The 17,221-nt window shown below is 43.0% G+C and carries 15 protein-coding genes; 8 read left to right on the top strand and 7 right to left on the bottom strand.

All coding sequences use genetic code 11. The features are described from left to right. Window positions 1-90: 90 nt before the first annotated feature. Complete coding sequence (locus DD657_RS14310; RefSeq protein WP_287050565.1) at window positions 91-1,080, top strand: cation diffusion facilitator family transporter; 990 nt, start codon at window positions 91-93, stop codon at window positions 1,078-1,080. On the opposite strand, the gene DD657_RS14305 is transcribed toward DD657_RS14310, so the two are convergent. Continuing rightward, entirely contained in the window at window positions 1,077-1,784 is a 708-nt protein-coding gene (locus DD657_RS14305; protein WP_068692257.1) for a DUF169 domain-containing protein, read from the bottom strand. The genes DD657_RS14310 and DD657_RS14305 overlap by 4 nt on opposite strands. A gap of 197 nt (window positions 1,785-1,981) precedes the next feature. Here DD657_RS14305 and folE point away from each other — a divergent pair, with 197 nt between their 5' ends. From folE to DD657_RS14270, 7 genes are all read left to right on the top strand, one after another. Then, on the top strand, window positions 1,982-2,605 hold the full coding sequence (gene folE / locus DD657_RS14300) for a GTP cyclohydrolase I FolE (protein WP_021988149.1): 624 nt from the start codon (window positions 1,982-1,984) through the stop codon (window positions 2,603-2,605). Between the two features lie 52 nt (window positions 2,606-2,657). After that, the gene (gene fabD, locus DD657_RS14295) at window positions 2,658-3,533 is read left to right on the top strand and encodes an ACP S-malonyltransferase (protein ID WP_021988148.1); all 876 of its coding nucleotides are present in this window, start codon (window positions 2,658-2,660) and stop codon (window positions 3,531-3,533) included. An 88-nt stretch (window positions 3,534-3,621) separates the two neighbouring features. After that, on the top strand, window positions 3,622-5,709 hold the full coding sequence (locus DD657_RS14290; RefSeq protein WP_068690713.1) for an HD family phosphohydrolase: 2,088 nt from the start codon (window positions 3,622-3,624) through the stop codon (window positions 5,707-5,709). An 18-nt stretch (window positions 5,710-5,727) separates the two neighbouring features. Then, on the top strand, window positions 5,728-6,762 hold the full coding sequence (locus DD657_RS14285; RefSeq protein WP_021988146.1) for a LacI family DNA-binding transcriptional regulator: 1,035 nt from the start codon (window positions 5,728-5,730) through the stop codon (window positions 6,760-6,762). Window positions 6,763-7,059: 297 nt separating this feature from the next. After that, entirely contained in the window at window positions 7,060-7,980 is a 921-nt protein-coding gene (locus DD657_RS14280; protein ID WP_021988145.1) for an ATP-binding cassette domain-containing protein, read from the top strand. A 5-nt stretch (window positions 7,981-7,985) separates the two neighbouring features. Continuing rightward, on the top strand, window positions 7,986-8,708 hold the full coding sequence (locus DD657_RS14275) for an ABC transporter permease (protein WP_021988144.1): 723 nt from the start codon (window positions 7,986-7,988) through the stop codon (window positions 8,706-8,708). Window positions 8,709-8,715: 7 nt separating this feature from the next. Beyond that, a complete protein-coding gene (locus DD657_RS14270) occupies window positions 8,716-10,218 on the top strand; it encodes a GldG family protein (RefSeq protein WP_068690715.1) in 1,503 nt (500 codons plus the stop codon). 76 nt (window positions 10,219-10,294) lie between these two features. Here the strand turns inward: DD657_RS14270 and DD657_RS14265 are convergent, their stop codons facing one another. The 6 genes from DD657_RS14265 to DD657_RS14240 form a co-directional block, all read right to left on the bottom strand. Further along, window positions 10,295-10,744, bottom strand: coding sequence for an ATP synthase subunit C-like protein (locus DD657_RS14265; RefSeq protein WP_161945899.1), 450 nt, complete (start codon window positions 10,742-10,744; stop codon window positions 10,295-10,297). Window positions 10,745-10,851: 107 nt separating this feature from the next. After that, a complete protein-coding gene (locus DD657_RS14260) occupies window positions 10,852-12,750 on the bottom strand; it encodes a V-type ATP synthase subunit I (protein WP_287050560.1) in 1,899 nt (632 codons plus the stop codon). Between the two features lie 109 nt (window positions 12,751-12,859). Further along, window positions 12,860-13,456 (bottom strand): V-type ATP synthase subunit D, encoded by a 597-nt coding sequence (locus DD657_RS14255; RefSeq protein WP_021988140.1) that lies wholly within the window; start codon window positions 13,454-13,456, stop codon window positions 12,860-12,862. Window positions 13,457-13,526: 70 nt separating this feature from the next. Beyond that, on the bottom strand, window positions 13,527-13,886 hold the full coding sequence (locus tag DD657_RS14250) for a four helix bundle protein (protein ID WP_021988139.1): 360 nt from the start codon (window positions 13,884-13,886) through the stop codon (window positions 13,527-13,529). Between the two features lie 45 nt (window positions 13,887-13,931). Further along, window positions 13,932-15,254 carry a V-type ATP synthase subunit B gene (locus DD657_RS14245; protein ID WP_021988138.1) on the bottom strand — a complete coding sequence of 441 codons (1,323 nt, stop codon included), beginning with the start codon at window positions 15,252-15,254 and terminating at the stop codon, window positions 13,932-13,934. Window positions 15,255-15,357: 103 nt separating this feature from the next. Next, entirely contained in the window at window positions 15,358-17,118 is a 1,761-nt protein-coding gene (locus DD657_RS14240; protein ID WP_021988137.1) for a V-type ATP synthase subunit A, read from the bottom strand. Window positions 17,119-17,221: the final 103 nt, after the last annotated feature.

Genomic DNA, 17,221 nt, shown 5'->3' with positions numbered 1-17,221 from the left:
GCAAAACTGCAAACCGACAGCAAGGAAGACAGACAACAAACGTGATAAAAAAGCCATACCCGCCTTACGAATGGATTAATTTACAGCCAAATGAACGAAGATTTCATAAAACAAAAAATCCAAAAATGGATTGTACTTATCTCCCTATTGATTTTAGGCGGAAAATTTATCGCCTTTTATATAACCAATTCTGTCGGTATTCTTACCGATGCTATGGAAAGTATTGTCAATATCGTAGCCGGAATCATCAGCCTGTTCAGCCTGCGATGGGCGGCTAAACCCAAAGACAAAGAGCATCCGTTCGGACATGGTAAAATAGAACTGATATCAGCCTCAATAGAGGGAATACTGATCGCCCTTGCCGGAGGGTTAATTATCTATGAAGGCATACAGAGACTCTTTTCTCCGGCCTCTATCGGTAAACTCGACATCGGTATCATTGTCGTTGCTGCCGCAGGCCTGATCAATTATTTCATGGGCTGGTTCAGTATAAAAACGGGGAAAAAATACAACTCTATAGCACTGATTGCCGGCGGAAAACACTTGCAATCGGACACTTACTCCACAATCGGACTCGTCATCGGCCTCTTATTGCTTTATTACACCGGTATCGAGTGGATCGACAGCGCTCTGGCCCTCATATTCGGAAGTATCATTATCCTGTCAGGCATATCTATTCTCAAAAAAACAGTCGCCGGCTTACTGGATAAAGCCGACGACAAGACATTAAACGACATGGCAGAAAGCATCAACAAACACCGCCAACCCGACTGGATAGATATTCACAACACAAAAATCATAAAATACGGAAGTTATCTCTACATCGATTGTGACCTGACTCTACCCTTTTACTACAATCTTACCGAAGGACATCAAGCTTGTGAAAACCTCAGGAAAACACTTACAACCAATTTTTCTCCCCAAATACAAATTTCCATTCACTCCGATCCCTGCCGGATGGCACATTGCAAACATTGTGAGATAGCCGACTGTCATTTCCGGAAATCCCCGTTTTCAGAGCTGGAAAAAATAACGCTATCGAATATGACCCAAAACGACGAAGAAAAAAATGAAAATTAACCGTTCATCCGTTCCCTGATTTTCCCCCATGCATGAGTACCGAAAAGGCAACTATCACGCATCGTCCCACACATAACCCGGAACCTGGACATCGGTATGATAAAACTCAAAATGCCGGGCTCAAACCAAGGCCGCACCGAAGGATCAAAAAAACCGAGAAATGTCCGGTCGCCTCCCTTACGGTTTTCAACAACAGCCTGAGTAATTGTACTGCATCCGGAACCGAAAGCAGCCACAACGGCATCTTCCCGGTTATTATCAAAATAAGCCCAGGTTACCAAACCGGAAAGCATGTCCGGACCGGCTAAAAACAGAATGCCTTCCAGTTCGTCAAAACAATCCACACAATCGATACGGGCAAAATGAAGATATTGCCGGGAAGCAGACGGTACCTTCAAAGCCTTCACATAGTCGACAACCATTTCCGGCGTCTTTTTATACTTTTCCTTCAAAGAAACAAACTCCGGAACAAACTCCGGCATTTCCGTAAACCCGGTATAAAACTTTCCCCCGCCGCAACCGATTACTTCTGCATTCAGGCTGATCATCCGGCCGGCACGTACATCTTTCATTGCTTTGAAAAAACACCCTCCGGTCTTTTCTGTTATTCCGATACGTTCGTCAGAATACCAAAACCCAAGAGGCAACTCGGCCGCTTCTCCGAAAGCTTCCTTGTAATTTTCTATAAATGCCTTTACTTCCATCATTTTATCTCATTTGTTTATCCTATCAAATATAGGCATTTCCCCGGTCACAACAAATTATTACCTGTTCAAAGATACGGAAAGAACGGCTTAAAAAGATTTCAGTAAGTCCATGGACTTACAATTATTTATATTTACTTTGTACCGTTTTTCAGGCCTGTTTCTACACGACATGCCGTATCTAAATGAAAAAAGTAATGGACCAGGAAATTACAAACGAAGCTGAATTTTACCAAAAAGTAGAATATTTCAATACGGAAAAAACCGAAAAATTGAGTTATCATTACCGGGAAATTCTGAAACTATTGGGTGAAGATCCGGAACGCGAAGGCCTGCAAAAAACTCCGCTCCGGGTAGCTAAAGCCATGCAGTTTATGACCCAGGGATATTATCAGAACCCGGAAAAAATTTTAAGCTCCGCACTGTTCAAAGAAGATTATCAGCAAATGGTCATCGTGAAAGACATCGAGATCTATTCACTCTGTGAACACCACATGCTCCCTTTTTACGGACGGGTTCATGTCGCTTACATTCCCAACGGCTATGTCACAGGCTTAAGTAAAATAGCCCGCGTTGTAGAAACGTATGCCCGCCGTTTACAGGTACAGGAACGCCTGACACACGAAATCAAAAACTGCATTCAAAACACGTTACACCCCCTCGGTGTGGCAGTCGTTATCGAAGCAAAACATATGTGTATGGCAATCCGTGGGGTACAGAAACAAAATTCCGTAACGACTACGTCTGATTTTAGCGGAGCCTTTGAAAAACTGGCCACCCGGGAAGAATTTATCCGTCTGATCAGTTCGAATTTACATTAAAAATTAATCATCCGGTGTTGTATTGACACCATATAATTTAAAAACCAGCAATATGAAAAAAGCATTTGTATTTCCCGGACAGGGAGCACAATTTGTTGGGATGGGGAAAGAACTTTATGAAAACTCTCCCAAAGCCAAAGAATTATTTGAAAAGGCAAATGATATTTTAGGATTCCGTATCACCGATCTGATGTTCAACGGTACGGATGCCGATCTGAAACAAACCAAAGTAACACAACCTGCGATCTTTTTGCATTCCGTTATTCTGGCTGACAGCCTGACTGAAAAACCGGATATGACAGCCGGTCATTCCCTCGGTGAGTTTTCTGCTCTGGTTGCTGCCAAAGCCTTATCCTTTGAAGACGGACTTCGTTTGGTACACGCCCGGGCTCTGGCAATGCAAAAAGCATGTGAAGCCAATCCGTCAACCATGGCGGCCGTTTTAGGACTCGATGATCAGATTGTAGAAAAAATCTGTGCAGAAATAGACGAGGTTGTCGTTCCCGCCAATTATAACAGTCCGGGACAAATCGTAATCTCCGGAAGCAATAAGGGAATTGAAACCGCTTGTGCCAAGCTATCGGAAGCCGGAGCCAAAAGAGTCGTTCCCTTAAATGTCGGCGGTGCCTTCCACTCTCCGTTAATGGAGCCGGCACGTCAGGAACTGGCTGCCGCTATCGAAGCCACCCATTTCTCGACACCGATATGCCCGGTATATCAAAACGTAGACGCACATCCCTACACAGACCCGGAACAGATCAAAAAAAATCTCGTTGCCCAGTTGACATCGTCCGTAAAATGGACCCAGATCATGAAAAACATGATTGCAGACGGAGCAACTTCTTTCCTGGAAATCGGACCGGGAAAAGTGCTGCAGGGGTTGATAAAAAAGCTGGACAAGGAAATGGAAACAAACGGTATCCAATAAGCATAAAAAAAGGTTCTGGAAACGGAACCTTTTTTTGTAAAATCTTTATATCTTTAAGTCGCAAATTAAAACGTATCTTAGGATATTTATGTCGAATAAAAAGCAGAAAAAACAATTCAATATTATTTTCCGCATTGTCATTATACTGGTTATTTGCAGTATAATCGTATTTTTATTTCCCAAAGCCGGTAGTTTCCAATACGAATTTCAGAAGGGTATGCCCTGGCGGTATGAAACCCTGTATGCCCCATTCGACTTCCCGATATATAAAACAGAAGCCGAATTAGAGGCTGAAAGTGCCAAAGTTGCTAAAGAACAACCTCCGATTTTCAATTTAAACGAAAACGTCAAGCATACGCAGTTGACTAAATTTATTGCGGCTACCGACAAATACATGACACCGGGCAACAGTGCCGCCATAGAATTACTTCGCAAAAAATTAGCTGTTTTTTATGACTACGGTATATTACAACTTCCGGATGCTTTGGAGGCCGGTAATATCAAAACCATTAAAATCGTACACAACAATATCGGACGGGATGTCGATTTTCAGAACGTATACACCCTCAAAAAAGCTTATTCGGCTTTAAACGAACTGGTACAATCGCTCTCCCTGCCCAAAACCGTCAAGGAACATATCCTCAGTCTGAACCTGAACAATTACATCCAGCCCAATCTGGAATTCGACGCCTCGAAAACAAGTCTTCAACTGGCCAATCAGTTGAAGAACATCAGTTTGACACAAGGAATGGTGCGCAATGGTGAAGTCATTATTGCCAAAAGAGAATTGGTGACTCCTGAAAAAGTCAAACTGTTGAACTCTTTGAAAACAGAATACCGGCATAATGCAGGCAGTTCGTCGGGCAACCTCCGTCTCACCGGCGGACAGATCATTCTGACATTGATAGCCTTAACTATTTTTTCGATATTTTTCTACTATTCCAAAAAACGGATTTTTTATAACAACAAGGAATTCATCTTTTTATATGCTTCTTTTCTGGCAACCGTATTGCTGGGAAGTGTCGGTTATTACCAAAATATCAATATGCTGTCTCTTCCGGTGCTGTTTTTTGTCATCATCGTCAACATACTGGTCGGCAGCCGCTCTGCCTTATACCTGCTCTTAAGCTCCTCTCTGCTCATATCTTATTTCGCACCGAACAGCTATATGTACATTTTTATGCAGATAGCAGCCGGCATCGTCGCTATTTTCGGACTGGCACAATTACAACGCAGGGGGCAGTTATTTATTTCGATATTCTTTATCTTTCTGACCTATGTCGCAGTTTACATCGCATTTCTGCTTACCCAGGAAGGAGAATTTGTACTGACACATCTGTTCGGCCTGCTCTGGCTATTTGTAAACTGTTTATTGCTGAGTTTGACCTATCCGGTAATATACATATTCGAACGGATATTCGGTTTTATCTCCGAAATCACCTTAATCGAATTATCAAACCCCAATCATCCTGCATTAAGGGCATTAACCAAAAAAGCACCGGGCACCTTCCAGCATTCTCTTATGGTTGCAAACCTGGCTGAAGAAGCCATTTACCGGATCGGGGGAAATCCGCTTCTGACCCGTACCGGAGCTTTGTACCACGATATCGGCAAATCCTACGATCCGATTTATTTTATCGAAAATCAGACCGGAGGAATTAATCCGCACGACCAGTGCGAATTCGACGTCAGTGCCCAGCACATCATCAACCACGTCACCCAAGGAGAGGAACTGGCTAAAAAATACAATTTGCCCGAAGCCATTATCAACTTTATCCGCACCCATCACGGTAAAAGCAAGGTCAAATATTTCTATAATTCATTTAAAAACAAATATCCGGACAAACCCATAGACGAAACCTTATTTACCTATGCCGGTCCCGATCCGGTAAGCAAGGAATGTTCGGTTGTCATGATGGCCGATGCCGTGGAAGCCGTATCCCGTACTTTACGTGACAAAACAGAAGATAATATCACGAAATTGGTCAACGATATCATTGACGGACAGGTCGCCGACGGCCGTTTCCAGAACGCAGACATAACCTTTAAGGATATAGCTGCCGTAAAACGGGTGTTTATCGACATGCTTACCAATATTTATCATTCACGAATTGCTTATCCTCCTTTGAAAAAAACAGAAAAGCCAAAGGATAAAAATAAAGAAGACGAAAAATAAATTATAAACTTGAACAATATGACACAGAAAGCCATTACCATCAAAGATTTGGCTGCAAAGCTAAACATTTCAGTATCGACTGTCTCCCGGGCATTAAAAGATAATCCGGAAATCAGCCAGCAAACCCGTAAAACGGTTCAGGCTTTAGCTAAAGAACTGGGGTACCGTCCCAATCCGATTGCGGTTGCTCTGAAAACCCACAAAAGCCATACCATCGGAATAGTCGTACCTCAAATTGTAAACACCTTTTTCGCAACGGTAGTGAAAAAAGTAGAGGAAATTGCCGACAAATACGGATACAATGTGTTGGTGGCTTCGTCCAACGAAAGTTTCGAAAAAGAAAAGAAAAACATCGATGTTTTCTTAGCCAACCGGACAGATGGCATCATCCTTTCCATTTCCAAAGCGACGTCCTCCTTCGAGCATATCAAAAACATCCAAAACCAGGGAGTACCCTTGGTACTATTCGATCGTACAACCAAGGAATTAGACGTGTCGAAAGTTATTGCCGACGATGCTGATGCCGCTTATAAAATCGTACAGCACCTGATTCACGGCGGAGCCCGCAAAATTGCGTTGCTGACAGGCCCGGAACACATGTCCATCGGTAAAAACAGAATGAAAGGCTATCTGAAGGCTATGACAGTCAACAAACTGGAAATCAACACCGATTATATCGTAAGATGTGAAGATTTCTCTGTAAAATCGGCTAAAGAAGCAACAACACGTTTATTAAATCTGAAACATATTCCGGATGCCATTTTCGGTATTAACGACGATATGGCGATCGGAGCCATCGAAGCCATTAAAGAAAAAGGCTTAAAAATACCGGAAGATATTGCCGTTTTCGGATTCTCAAACACCAAACGTTCCCGTTACATGAACCCGTCCGTAAGCACGGTAAACCAGTTTCCGGAAAAAATCGGAGAAGTAGCCGCAGAGCTTCTTTTCGAGCAAATCCTGAATCCGAAACATGCTCAGGTCCGGGAAGAAATTGTAAACTGTGAATTAATTATACGGGAGTCCTCCGACCGTTCTTATCTGAACGATTGACCGGTCTGCCGGTAATCGGTACAGGCAAGACAAACGAAGGCTTAATAATTGTCAGGAAGTTCAAGACCCCCAAAGGATAAAAACGATACATTTTTATCTTTTGGGGTTTTATATGCTATTTTTTACTTTCCATCCTCCATTTTGTCTGGACAGACATTAATCATTACAGATCGTTTCGGTTTTATAAACCACTTTTAACCTCTTCCCTTTCCGTTTCAGGAATGCGGTTAAAGTTTGTTAAACCCTTATATTTATAAGCTTCCGTCGTTATATTTGTAAAAATCTAAAAGCAGCTATATGGATGTCGTTGTAGAAAATTTGTCGAAATCTTTCGATTCACAAAAAGCTATCGATTCGATCTCTTTCCGGGTCGGGAAAGGCGAGATTCTGGGCTTTCTGGGGCCGAACGGAGCCGGTAAAACGACAACAATGAAAATCATTACCTGTTTTCTGTTCCCCGACCAGGGAGAAGTGTTTATCGACAAATACTCTATCCGCAAACATCCTTACAAAATCAAGCAACTGATAGGTTATCTGCCGGAACACAACCCGCTCTATGAAGACATGAACATCATTGATTTTCTGATCTTCGTTGCAAAGATACACAATATTCCCCGGTATAAGATCATGGCCCGGGTATTGGATATGCTCCGGTTATGCGGTCTTGAAAATGAAAAACACAAAACAATAAACCAACTGTCCAAAGGCTATAAGCAACGGGTCGGTCTTGCACAGGCTTTGATACATGACCCGGAAATTGTGATCCTGGATGAGCCCACGACCGGACTGGACCCGAACCAGATTATCGAAATCCGGGAACTGATAAAAATGATCGGCAAAGAAAAAACCGTCATCCTTAGCTCACATATTTTGGCACAGGTCGAAGCTACCTGCGACCGGGTTCTGATCATCAACAAAGGTAAAATCGTGGCAGACGGCACCTCTGCCGAACTCCGGAAATCAAATACGAACAAAATGTTGAACATAAAGATCAGTGGTGGAGATACAGATATTATCTATGAAAATTTAAACCATCTGGATAACATCGAACAGATTGACATTACAGGAGAAGGAAAATTCAAATTACAAACCTCCCTGAATTATGAAATCGAAAAAGATATATTTCAACTGTGTGCATCCAAACAATGGTATATCAAAGAAATGACTCCTATTGAAAAGCATTTGGAAGACATTTTCCGTCAGGTAACCCAAAACTAACGAGCGTGAGAATAATAAAAATACTTATCGGTAAAGAACTGAGCACCGCTTTTGACTCCTGGATGATCTATACAGGATACCTGTTGTTTTTCTGTATATGCGGCTTTGTTTGCTGGCTGTCCCCGTCCAATGTATTTTCAATGGGACAGGCCAATATGCTGTCTTCTTTTACAGTCATCAACTGGACCATCTTCTTCCTCGTCCACGCCATGACCATGAAATCGGTTGCCGACGAAAAGAAAAGCGGTACGTTAGAATTGTTACTGACAAAACCGATACGTACATCACAGTTGATCGCTGCAAAGTTCTGGGCGCAGCTTTTTATCATTTTGATTGCATTATTATTAACGCTACCTTACTATATTACGATCGCCTTCATCGGTCATGTCGATCACGGAAGTGTCATACTAGGCTATTTCGGGCTGATAGAAATCAGCGCCTGTTATATCAGTATCGGTATTTTTGCATCCTCCTTTGCCAAAACGCCTGTTACCGCCTTTTTTGTCAGCCTGGGGATCGGCCTCTGTTTCCAATTATTATTCGGAATACTGGCACAACAATTCGGTTCCGGTTTTATAGCTGAATTATTTGCCTATCTGTCCATCAGTGAACATTTCGACCCCTTATCAAGAGGCATCCTGGACTCCAGAGATATCATATATTTTACCTCTGTCATCACTATTTTCCTGTCTTTAGCTAAATTATTTATCTGCAAAACCCGCTTTTAAAGACAATATGAAACAAGTCGTTCAAAATAATATATACATTATCATCGTCATCATTCTGGTGAATATTTTCTCTGTATTCGCATTCGTCCGGATCGACTTTACATCCAACAACCGATATTCCCTGAGTAAAGTCAGTAAGAGCACGATAAAGACAAATACAGAGCCTATCACCGTAGATTTTTACGTAACGGAAGACCTTCCGCAAGAACTGAAAAAAATAGCCAGAGAATTTATCTACATCCTGAAAGAATACAAATCACTCAGCAACGTCTATTTTAAGATCAATACGATACACCCCGATAACGAGCAGACAGAGCACAAAGCCCTGCAAGCCGGCATACAGCCGATATTGATCGAGATCAGCGAGCGGGATATGGAAAAAATCCAGAATATCTATATGGGTGCCGTTTTCAGCATCGGAGAGAAAAAGGCAGTATTGCCTTTCATCAATTACAACACCCCGTTGGAATATGAAATTACACGCTTATTAAAGCAGGCCTCGGATACCCTGAAACCCCATATCGCTTTTATCAAAGGGCATCAGGAAGCCAGTCTGGGACAAATGCCGCAATTGATCAACGAACTTTCTCAATTGACCGATATTTCGGTAATCGATCTTTTCTCCACAAACGATCTGTCACCTTATAGCGTATTGTGTATCATCGATCCGAAAGATGTATACACACCTTATGAAAAGGAACAGCTCAACAAATACCTTCGCCAGGGCGGACGGCTGTTTATAGCGCTTAACCACGCTGTCGGACAAATAAACGAAAGCCAAAACAGCGGATTTATCAACCGGACAGGTATCGAAGATTTACTGGAAGACAAAGGTCTGAAAATACGGTATGATTTTGTTGTAGACAACAATTGCAGTACCATCACGGTAAAACAGCACAATGGATTTATGAGCTACCAAAGTAGTGTCAGCTTTCCCTACTTGCCTATCATCACAAATTTCAGCAAGCATACCATCACCCACGGCTTGAATGCGATTTTATTACCTTTTGCCAGTAGTATCCAACAGGTAAAAACAAATTCTACCTATATTTTTACGCCCCTGGCAACAACATCCTCTATCTCCGGCAGACAACAGGCTCCGGTATTTTTCAATCTGCAAAAACAATGGACCCGTAACGACTTCAACCAACCGCACAGTATCGTTGCCGCTCTTCTGACCAATGACGACAACAACAGTGCTATCGTGACGATTACAGACGCAGACTTTCTGATCAATGACATCGGTATTTACGCCCATCCGTTAAGAACCGACAACATCAACTTTGCGGTCAACTCGATCGAATGGCTGGGCGATAATTCCGGACTGATCAAACTACGGAATAAATTTACCACATTTGCCTCACTGGAACCGATAGACGATTATACCAAAAGTTTTCTCAAATACTTCAACTTTCTGCTCCCGCTACTCATCACCCTGATAGCAGCAGCCATACGCTTCCACACCAAGCGCATCAAGCGTATCAACCGCTCGAGACCGGGATATATATAAAATATAACGTCTGTAAATCAAAAATAAAAATGCCGGCTGAAATTTTCAGCCGGCATTTTTTATCTCCTATGAATTATTAAATCATCGTACTGATCATAAAGGTTGCCGCAACCGCCACAATAGCATACAATTCCGGGAACACAGCCAAGATCAACGTTTTACCGAATACATCGTAACCGGAACCGATACCGATGATCCCGTTGGCACAAACCTGTCCCTGACGGATGGCAGAAAACAAACAAACCAAACCAAGACCTAAACCGGCACCGAATACGGCCGCAGCCTGTAACCAGGTTATTCCCGCTACCAAAACGTTCTTCAACAGGAAAAAGCCCAGGAAACCATAAAGTCCCTGCGTACCGGGAAGCGCACACAACACCATATAATTACCGAACGCTTCGTCATTTTTCTTCAAAGCCCCAATCGTTGCATTACCGCCAATTGTCACACCATAAGCACTACCAATACCGGATAATCCTAACATCAATCCTACTCCGATATAAGCTAAAATAATCTCATTCATAATTTTTGTGTTTTAATTGTTATTATAATTACTATTTAAATTTTTGATTCATAATCAACGGCCTGTGATTCGTTTTACATGTATTTCAATTTAGAATCACAAACCTGAAATTAATTGGTCCGCTTTTTAAAAGGTTGGTACTTCTTGCCCCCACCTTCAAAACCGGCATTTTTATAAAACTCAACAAAGGTCAAACGCATCGGATGAACAAACGATCCCAGACCGGCCATAAAAATATTTACACTATGGCCAAAAAGCAAAATAATCAACATCACCAGTTGTTTTACTCCCGGTATATCCGGACTCATATTCATTGCCAGATCATTGAACACCAAGCCCAACACGGCACTTGATATGCCCAAAGCAAACAAACGGATATACGAAAGCGTATCCCCCAGCAAACCCGTTACCATATTGTAAGAATCCCACAATCCGGCACCGATATTGATAAATACATTCCGTCGTATATTATTGAATATAAAGATCAGCAGACCGGCAATAATAACCACCGTATACAACGGAATCGTGACATCATAGCCTTTCAGCGAAAGTCCGTAGCAAACCCCGCCGCCTACGATCAATACCAGCCAGCCGATTGTCGACAATGCCCCCGCCAAACCATTCTGTTTCCATTGGTTAGCCACTTTCAGGAACATACCGAAAATAATCTGCGCCACACCGATCATCAAGGCCAGATTGAACAATTGTTGTGAATCGAGCATCAGGCTTTTTATTTTTACGACCCAGGGCACCTGTACATCCAGCAATTGTATCCCGAAGAACGTACCGCTGACAATGCCCATAATCACCGTCGATAACCCCAGCCATTGTGCCAATGATAAAATCGGTTTTATGGACGGCTTAGCCTTAAACTTATAAATGGTAATGCCCAACAAAATCAACAAGCCGTATCCGGCATCCCCCAGACAAAAGCCGAAGAACAACACGAAAAACGGAGCAAAAAACGGAGTCAGGTCAATTTCCCGGTAATTCGGTAATGAATAAAGTTCACCGATAAATTCAAACAAACGGGCAAACTTATTATTCTTCAATTGTATCGGCGGGTTATCCTGCTTCTCAGGCTCCGTCAGTTCGTAAGCGATATCCTTTCCGGATAACCATTCATCCGTAGCCTCGGCAATATTTTCCGGCACCCATCCTTCCAGAGCAATGACCTTATCTTCCAGTAATACCTGGGCGGCATCTTTCACTTTCAACACATCGACATCCTCATTGATCTGCCTCCGCAAATCCTTCAGATATTCGATTGAAACAACAGCCGTCTTCTTCAATGAGTCTGTAATGTCCGCTTTTTCCGACCGCAACTTTTCCACCTGCTCACGGATTTCAGCCGCACTCATTTGCGGAAACTGAACACTGTCGGCCTCCGGATATTCCTGGCCATCTTTAGGCAGCACGGTGATAAAATACTTCTGCCCCTTATCCTGATGAACAATAAAAGCATTGTATTTATCTTCCCATTCCGGTAAATATTTCCGGTCAGGAACCGTAAAAAAGCGCAGATCCCAGCCGGCATCCTGTAAACCGTTGATCCGCTCCGTCGGTACATCTCCCCAAGGCACATATATCGTACCGTCTTTTTCCAGGGAAGCGATCTGCTGATCCAACTGTTCCATCCGCTTAAACTGACCTTCCAAAAAAGCCAGTACATCCAGTTCTGTCACTTCCGATTCTTCAGGCAACTGCTCCTCCGGGTAGAAAATTTGCCGATAAAAAGCCAGCTTGTCTTTCGGTTCAATCGCCAGAGACCAACGCTCCAACATATCAGTAAAAGACATTTCTTTCTTCGGAACCCGTTTAGATAATTGCTTAGTGATCTCAACAATCCGCTTAATAACAGCCAATTTCTGCTTCAACTCTTCGTCCTCGGCCGATCGTTTTTTATTTTCATGGATATGAACCACACCCCTGTCCCGAAGTTCTTCGAGAAAATCCTGATAATCCTTGTAGAATACCAGCAGGGATAATTTTCGCATAGGTACTATCATAATCCTTTCATATTTATGATTGTTGATTTTTGATTGACGATTCTGTCCCTCTATTCAAAAGTATCTCAAGATTTAATCCAATCGTAAATCATAAATCGTAAATCGTAAATTAGTATTCTTCCTCCGTCGCTTTACGGGTTTTTACAATTTTCTGCGCCGATTTCGAAAGATTCTCCTCGTCTTCCAGAAAACGCTTAATCTTACGGATAGCTTCCTGAAAACCGGGTATCTGCACCTTTTCATACAGATTCACTTTCTGTGTCGTTTTTTTACGTGCCCGATCCAGTAATTCCATCTTTCGCATATAAAACTCCCGTTCAAGAGCTATATGAACGACTTCTTTCACATGCTGTATCCCGTCGAGGAACCATCCCGGCGTATTGAACAAACTGAAGTCCTGCACTTCGTACTCCACATGATCCAACACCGGCGTCCGTACACCTGCGATCTTTTTAACCGACATATCCACATCCTTCACCGTAAGAATATCGGGACGATATTCGTCGTAAAGCTGCAACATATCGTTAATGCTATTGAGGGTATCGCTCAACTTCGTATCGAACTCATCTGCAACCTCTTTCGCTTTTTTTACTTCCGACCGCAAGGCAGATTCCTTATTCTTGATGGTAGGCAAAGCCCGCACCCGCATCTTGAGTTGTTTATCAAGCCCCTGGAGCGACGTTTTATTGTATTGAAACTTTATCATCCATTCTTAATTTATTTTTGATTGACGATTGACGATTTTTGATTGACTCCATTCTCAAGCCAATCAAAAATCATTTATTTAAATTCTGGCTTTTCGTTTTTATGGAGGCTACAACCATTGACAATATCTCATTTGCTTCCCGCTTCACATCTTCAAGCACTTCTTTCTCTATTAACTGTGATTCCTCCATAATTTCAAGCCAATATACAGTTTCATCTGCTTCCTCTTCCACAATTTTCATCTTACTGATAAAATCCTTATCAGACTTAGCCCGGCAAGCAGCCCTATAATTGGCTCCGACAGACAATGAAGAACGCAAAATTTGATCACCGGTAATACGAGCCAACTGAGAATTCGGAAAATCTGCAACAAGCTTAATAATATTAAGCCCAAGTTTCTTTGTCCTATCAGCAAACTCACATCTATTCATTGTGTTCCTAATCAAAAATCGTAAATCGTAAATCCTAAATCGTAATTAATCGCTATAATTTCCAAACTCATCCACAATCTCTTTCTTAATACCCAGTTCTGAACGTGTAAAATATTTCCGGAACAGGGCCCAGGCGGTATCCAACATCTGCGTAATACCGATATTCACGTCAATGGCCAGTAATTCATTCGAATAGTCTCTGGCAAATTCCAGGGTACGTCTGTCGTAATCCGTCAGGTCGAAGCCGTTTTCCAGCTTCGTACGGGCATTGGCAGCATCGGCATACAGACGGATGGCGGCATTCATAACCTGCGGATGATCTTTCCGGGTCTTCTTACCAATTACCAACTGTTTCAAGCGGGACAGACTCCGGAACGGGTCGACAATCACCTTTCCGATTTCCGTATCCTTACGCAAAAACAACTGTCCTTCCGTAATATATCCCGTATTATCCGGAATAGCATGGGTAATATCCCCTCCGGACAATGTCGTTACCGCAATAATCGTAATAGAGCCTCCCTGCGGGAACTGTACGGCCTTTTCGTAAATCTTTGCCAGGTCGGAATACAGAGATCCGGGCATAGAATCCTTCGAAGGGATCTGGTCCATTCGGTTGGACACAATGCTCAGAGCATCGGCATACAATGTCATATCGGTGAGCAGCACCAGCACTTTTTCATTCTTCTCAACGGCAAAATACTCGGCTGCCGTCAATGCCATATCCGGCACCAGCAAACGTTCGACAGGAGGAGCTTCTGTCGTATTTACAAAACTGACAATGCGATCGAGTACTCCCGCATTATCGAACAAATTCTTAAAATACAGATAGTCATCATTGGTCAGCCCCATACCTCCCAGTATAATACGATCGGTCTGGGCACGTAAAGCCACATTCGCCATTACCTGATTATAAGGCTGGTCCGGATCCGCAAAAAACGGAATTTTCTGACCGGACACCAGGGTATTGTTCAGGTCGATACCGGCAATACCGGTAGCAATCAATTCTGACGGTTGCTTACGTCTCACCGGGTTTACCGAAGGACCGCCGATCTCTCGTTCCTCTCCGTCCACAGCAGGTCCGCCATCGATAGGATCACCGAACGCATTGAAAAAACGTCCGCATAAATCATCCCCTACTCTCAGTGTAGGAGCCTTTCCAAGAAAAGTCACTTCAGCATTGGTGGGAATACCTTCGGTACCTGAAAACACCTGCAACGTGATATCTTCCCCCCAGATTTTGACAACCTGCGCCAAACGACCGTTCACAATAGCCAACTCATCGTTTCCAACCCCCTGAGCTTTCAACGAGCAAGTCGCTTTTGTGATCTGCGTGATCTTGGTATATACTTTTTGAAAAGCAGTGTTCATACTTATTATTTTTGATTTTGGATTGACGATTTATGATTCTCTCACAATTCTCTAATACCTCAACGTATAACCCAATCGTAAATCATAAATCGTAAATCGTAAATTAATCCTTTCTTCTTTCACTAATCATATCCCGTACTTCCGACTCGAATTTTTTAAACTTATCGGATTGGAATTCGGAATAGTTCATCTGTTTAAAGCCGTTGATAATCCCTTTAAAATAAGGATTCACCTCTTCGAAGGAGTCGAAATCGAAATCCGAACGGATAATCTCGAGTACCATATTCAACATATATTGCTGACGCTCCATAGAAGTAGAACCATCGATATTATCAAATGCATCCTGCTGCAATATGACAAAGTCTATCAACTCCGATTTCCAGAAAATCACATGATAATCCAAAGGCACTCCGTCGTCACCCAAAATATCGATCTGCTCTGCCGTTTCACGCCCCCTCACCAACATATTACGGGCCTCATTCACATCGGCAATCCAGGTCGCAGAAATATTTTTCTTCGCATACTCGACAAACTCGGGATATTCCAGATATTTTGAATAAGAATCCAACGTATCAATTGCCGGATAACGTTTCGAGTCGGCCCGGGCCTGCGACAACGCATAGAAACAACGGGCCACTTTCTTGGTCGATTCCGTCACCGGCTCTTTCAGGTTACCTCCGGCCGGAGATACCGTCCCGATAAAAGTAACCGAACCGGTTTTCCCATTATTCAGATAAACCATACCGGCCCGCGCATAGAAATTAGAGATAATTGCCGACAAGTCCATCGGAAAAGCATCCTGCCCGGGCAATTCCTCCATACGGTTTGACATCTCACGCAAAGCCTGCGCCCAACGCGAAGTCGAATCCGCCAATAGCAATACCTTCATGCCCATAGCACGGTAATATTCTCCGATCGTCATGGCCGTATATACGGAAGCCTCACGGGCCGCCACCGGCATATTGGACGTATTTGCAATAATCGTCGTACGCTCATACAATGAACGTCCCGAACGCGGGTCCTGTAATTCCGGAAATTCCGTAAAGATTTCCACCACCTCATTGGCCCGCTCGCCACAAGCCGCCATGATAATGACATCGGCATCTGCAAAACGCGCCAAAGCATGCTGTAACACCGTTTTACCGGTACCGAACGGACCGGGAATAAATCCGGTACCTCCCTCCAGCATCGGATTCATCGTATCGATAACCCGCACACCGGTTTCCATCTGCCGGAAAGGACGAGGCTTATCCACATAATTACGGATAGCAACCTTCACCGGCCATTTTTGCACCATAGATACATGATACTCTTTTCCAGCATCATCCTTCAATACGGCAACCGTATCTTTAATGGTATATTCCCCTTCGGATACAATAGAAACAACCGTATATTCTCCCTCTAACTTAAAGGGAACCATAATCTTATGATCCAGCCAGTTCTCTTTTACATTCCCTAACCAATCGGCAGCTTTTACCTTATCCCCGGCTTTAGCCAAAGGAGTGAAGCTCCATTTTTTATCGTCTTCCAACGGATTGGTATATTCACCCCTTTTCAAAAAAACGCCGGTCATCTTATCCAGGTCGTTCTGCAAACCGTCGAAATTTTTCGACAACAGACCGGGTCCCAGACTTACTTCAAGCATGTGGTTCTGAAACTCCACAAGCATCCCGGGTTTTAAGCCTCGGGTACTTTCAAATACCTGTACATAAGCAAGATCTCCCACAACCTTTATCACTTCGGCCATCAAACGTTCCTCCTTCACCTCAATGAAACAAATTTCATTTTGGGAAACAGGCCCTTCGACTTTTACCAGTACAAGGTTGGAAATAATGCTATGGACTTTTCCTTGTGTTTTAGCCATAAATCCTATTCGATTTTTGATTTACGATTTACGATTTACGATTTCGCCGCTACTTCCTGGTATTATCCAATTACGCCCAAAATCGTAAATCATCAATCTTCAA

This window comes from Culturomica sp. (genome assembly GCF_003524185.1).
Classification (GTDB): Bacteria; Bacteroidota; Bacteroidia; order Bacteroidales; family Marinifilaceae; genus Culturomica; species Culturomica massiliensis.
Note: the sequence above shows the minus strand (reverse complement) of the source record. Positions and strands in the feature narration are given on the sequence as shown.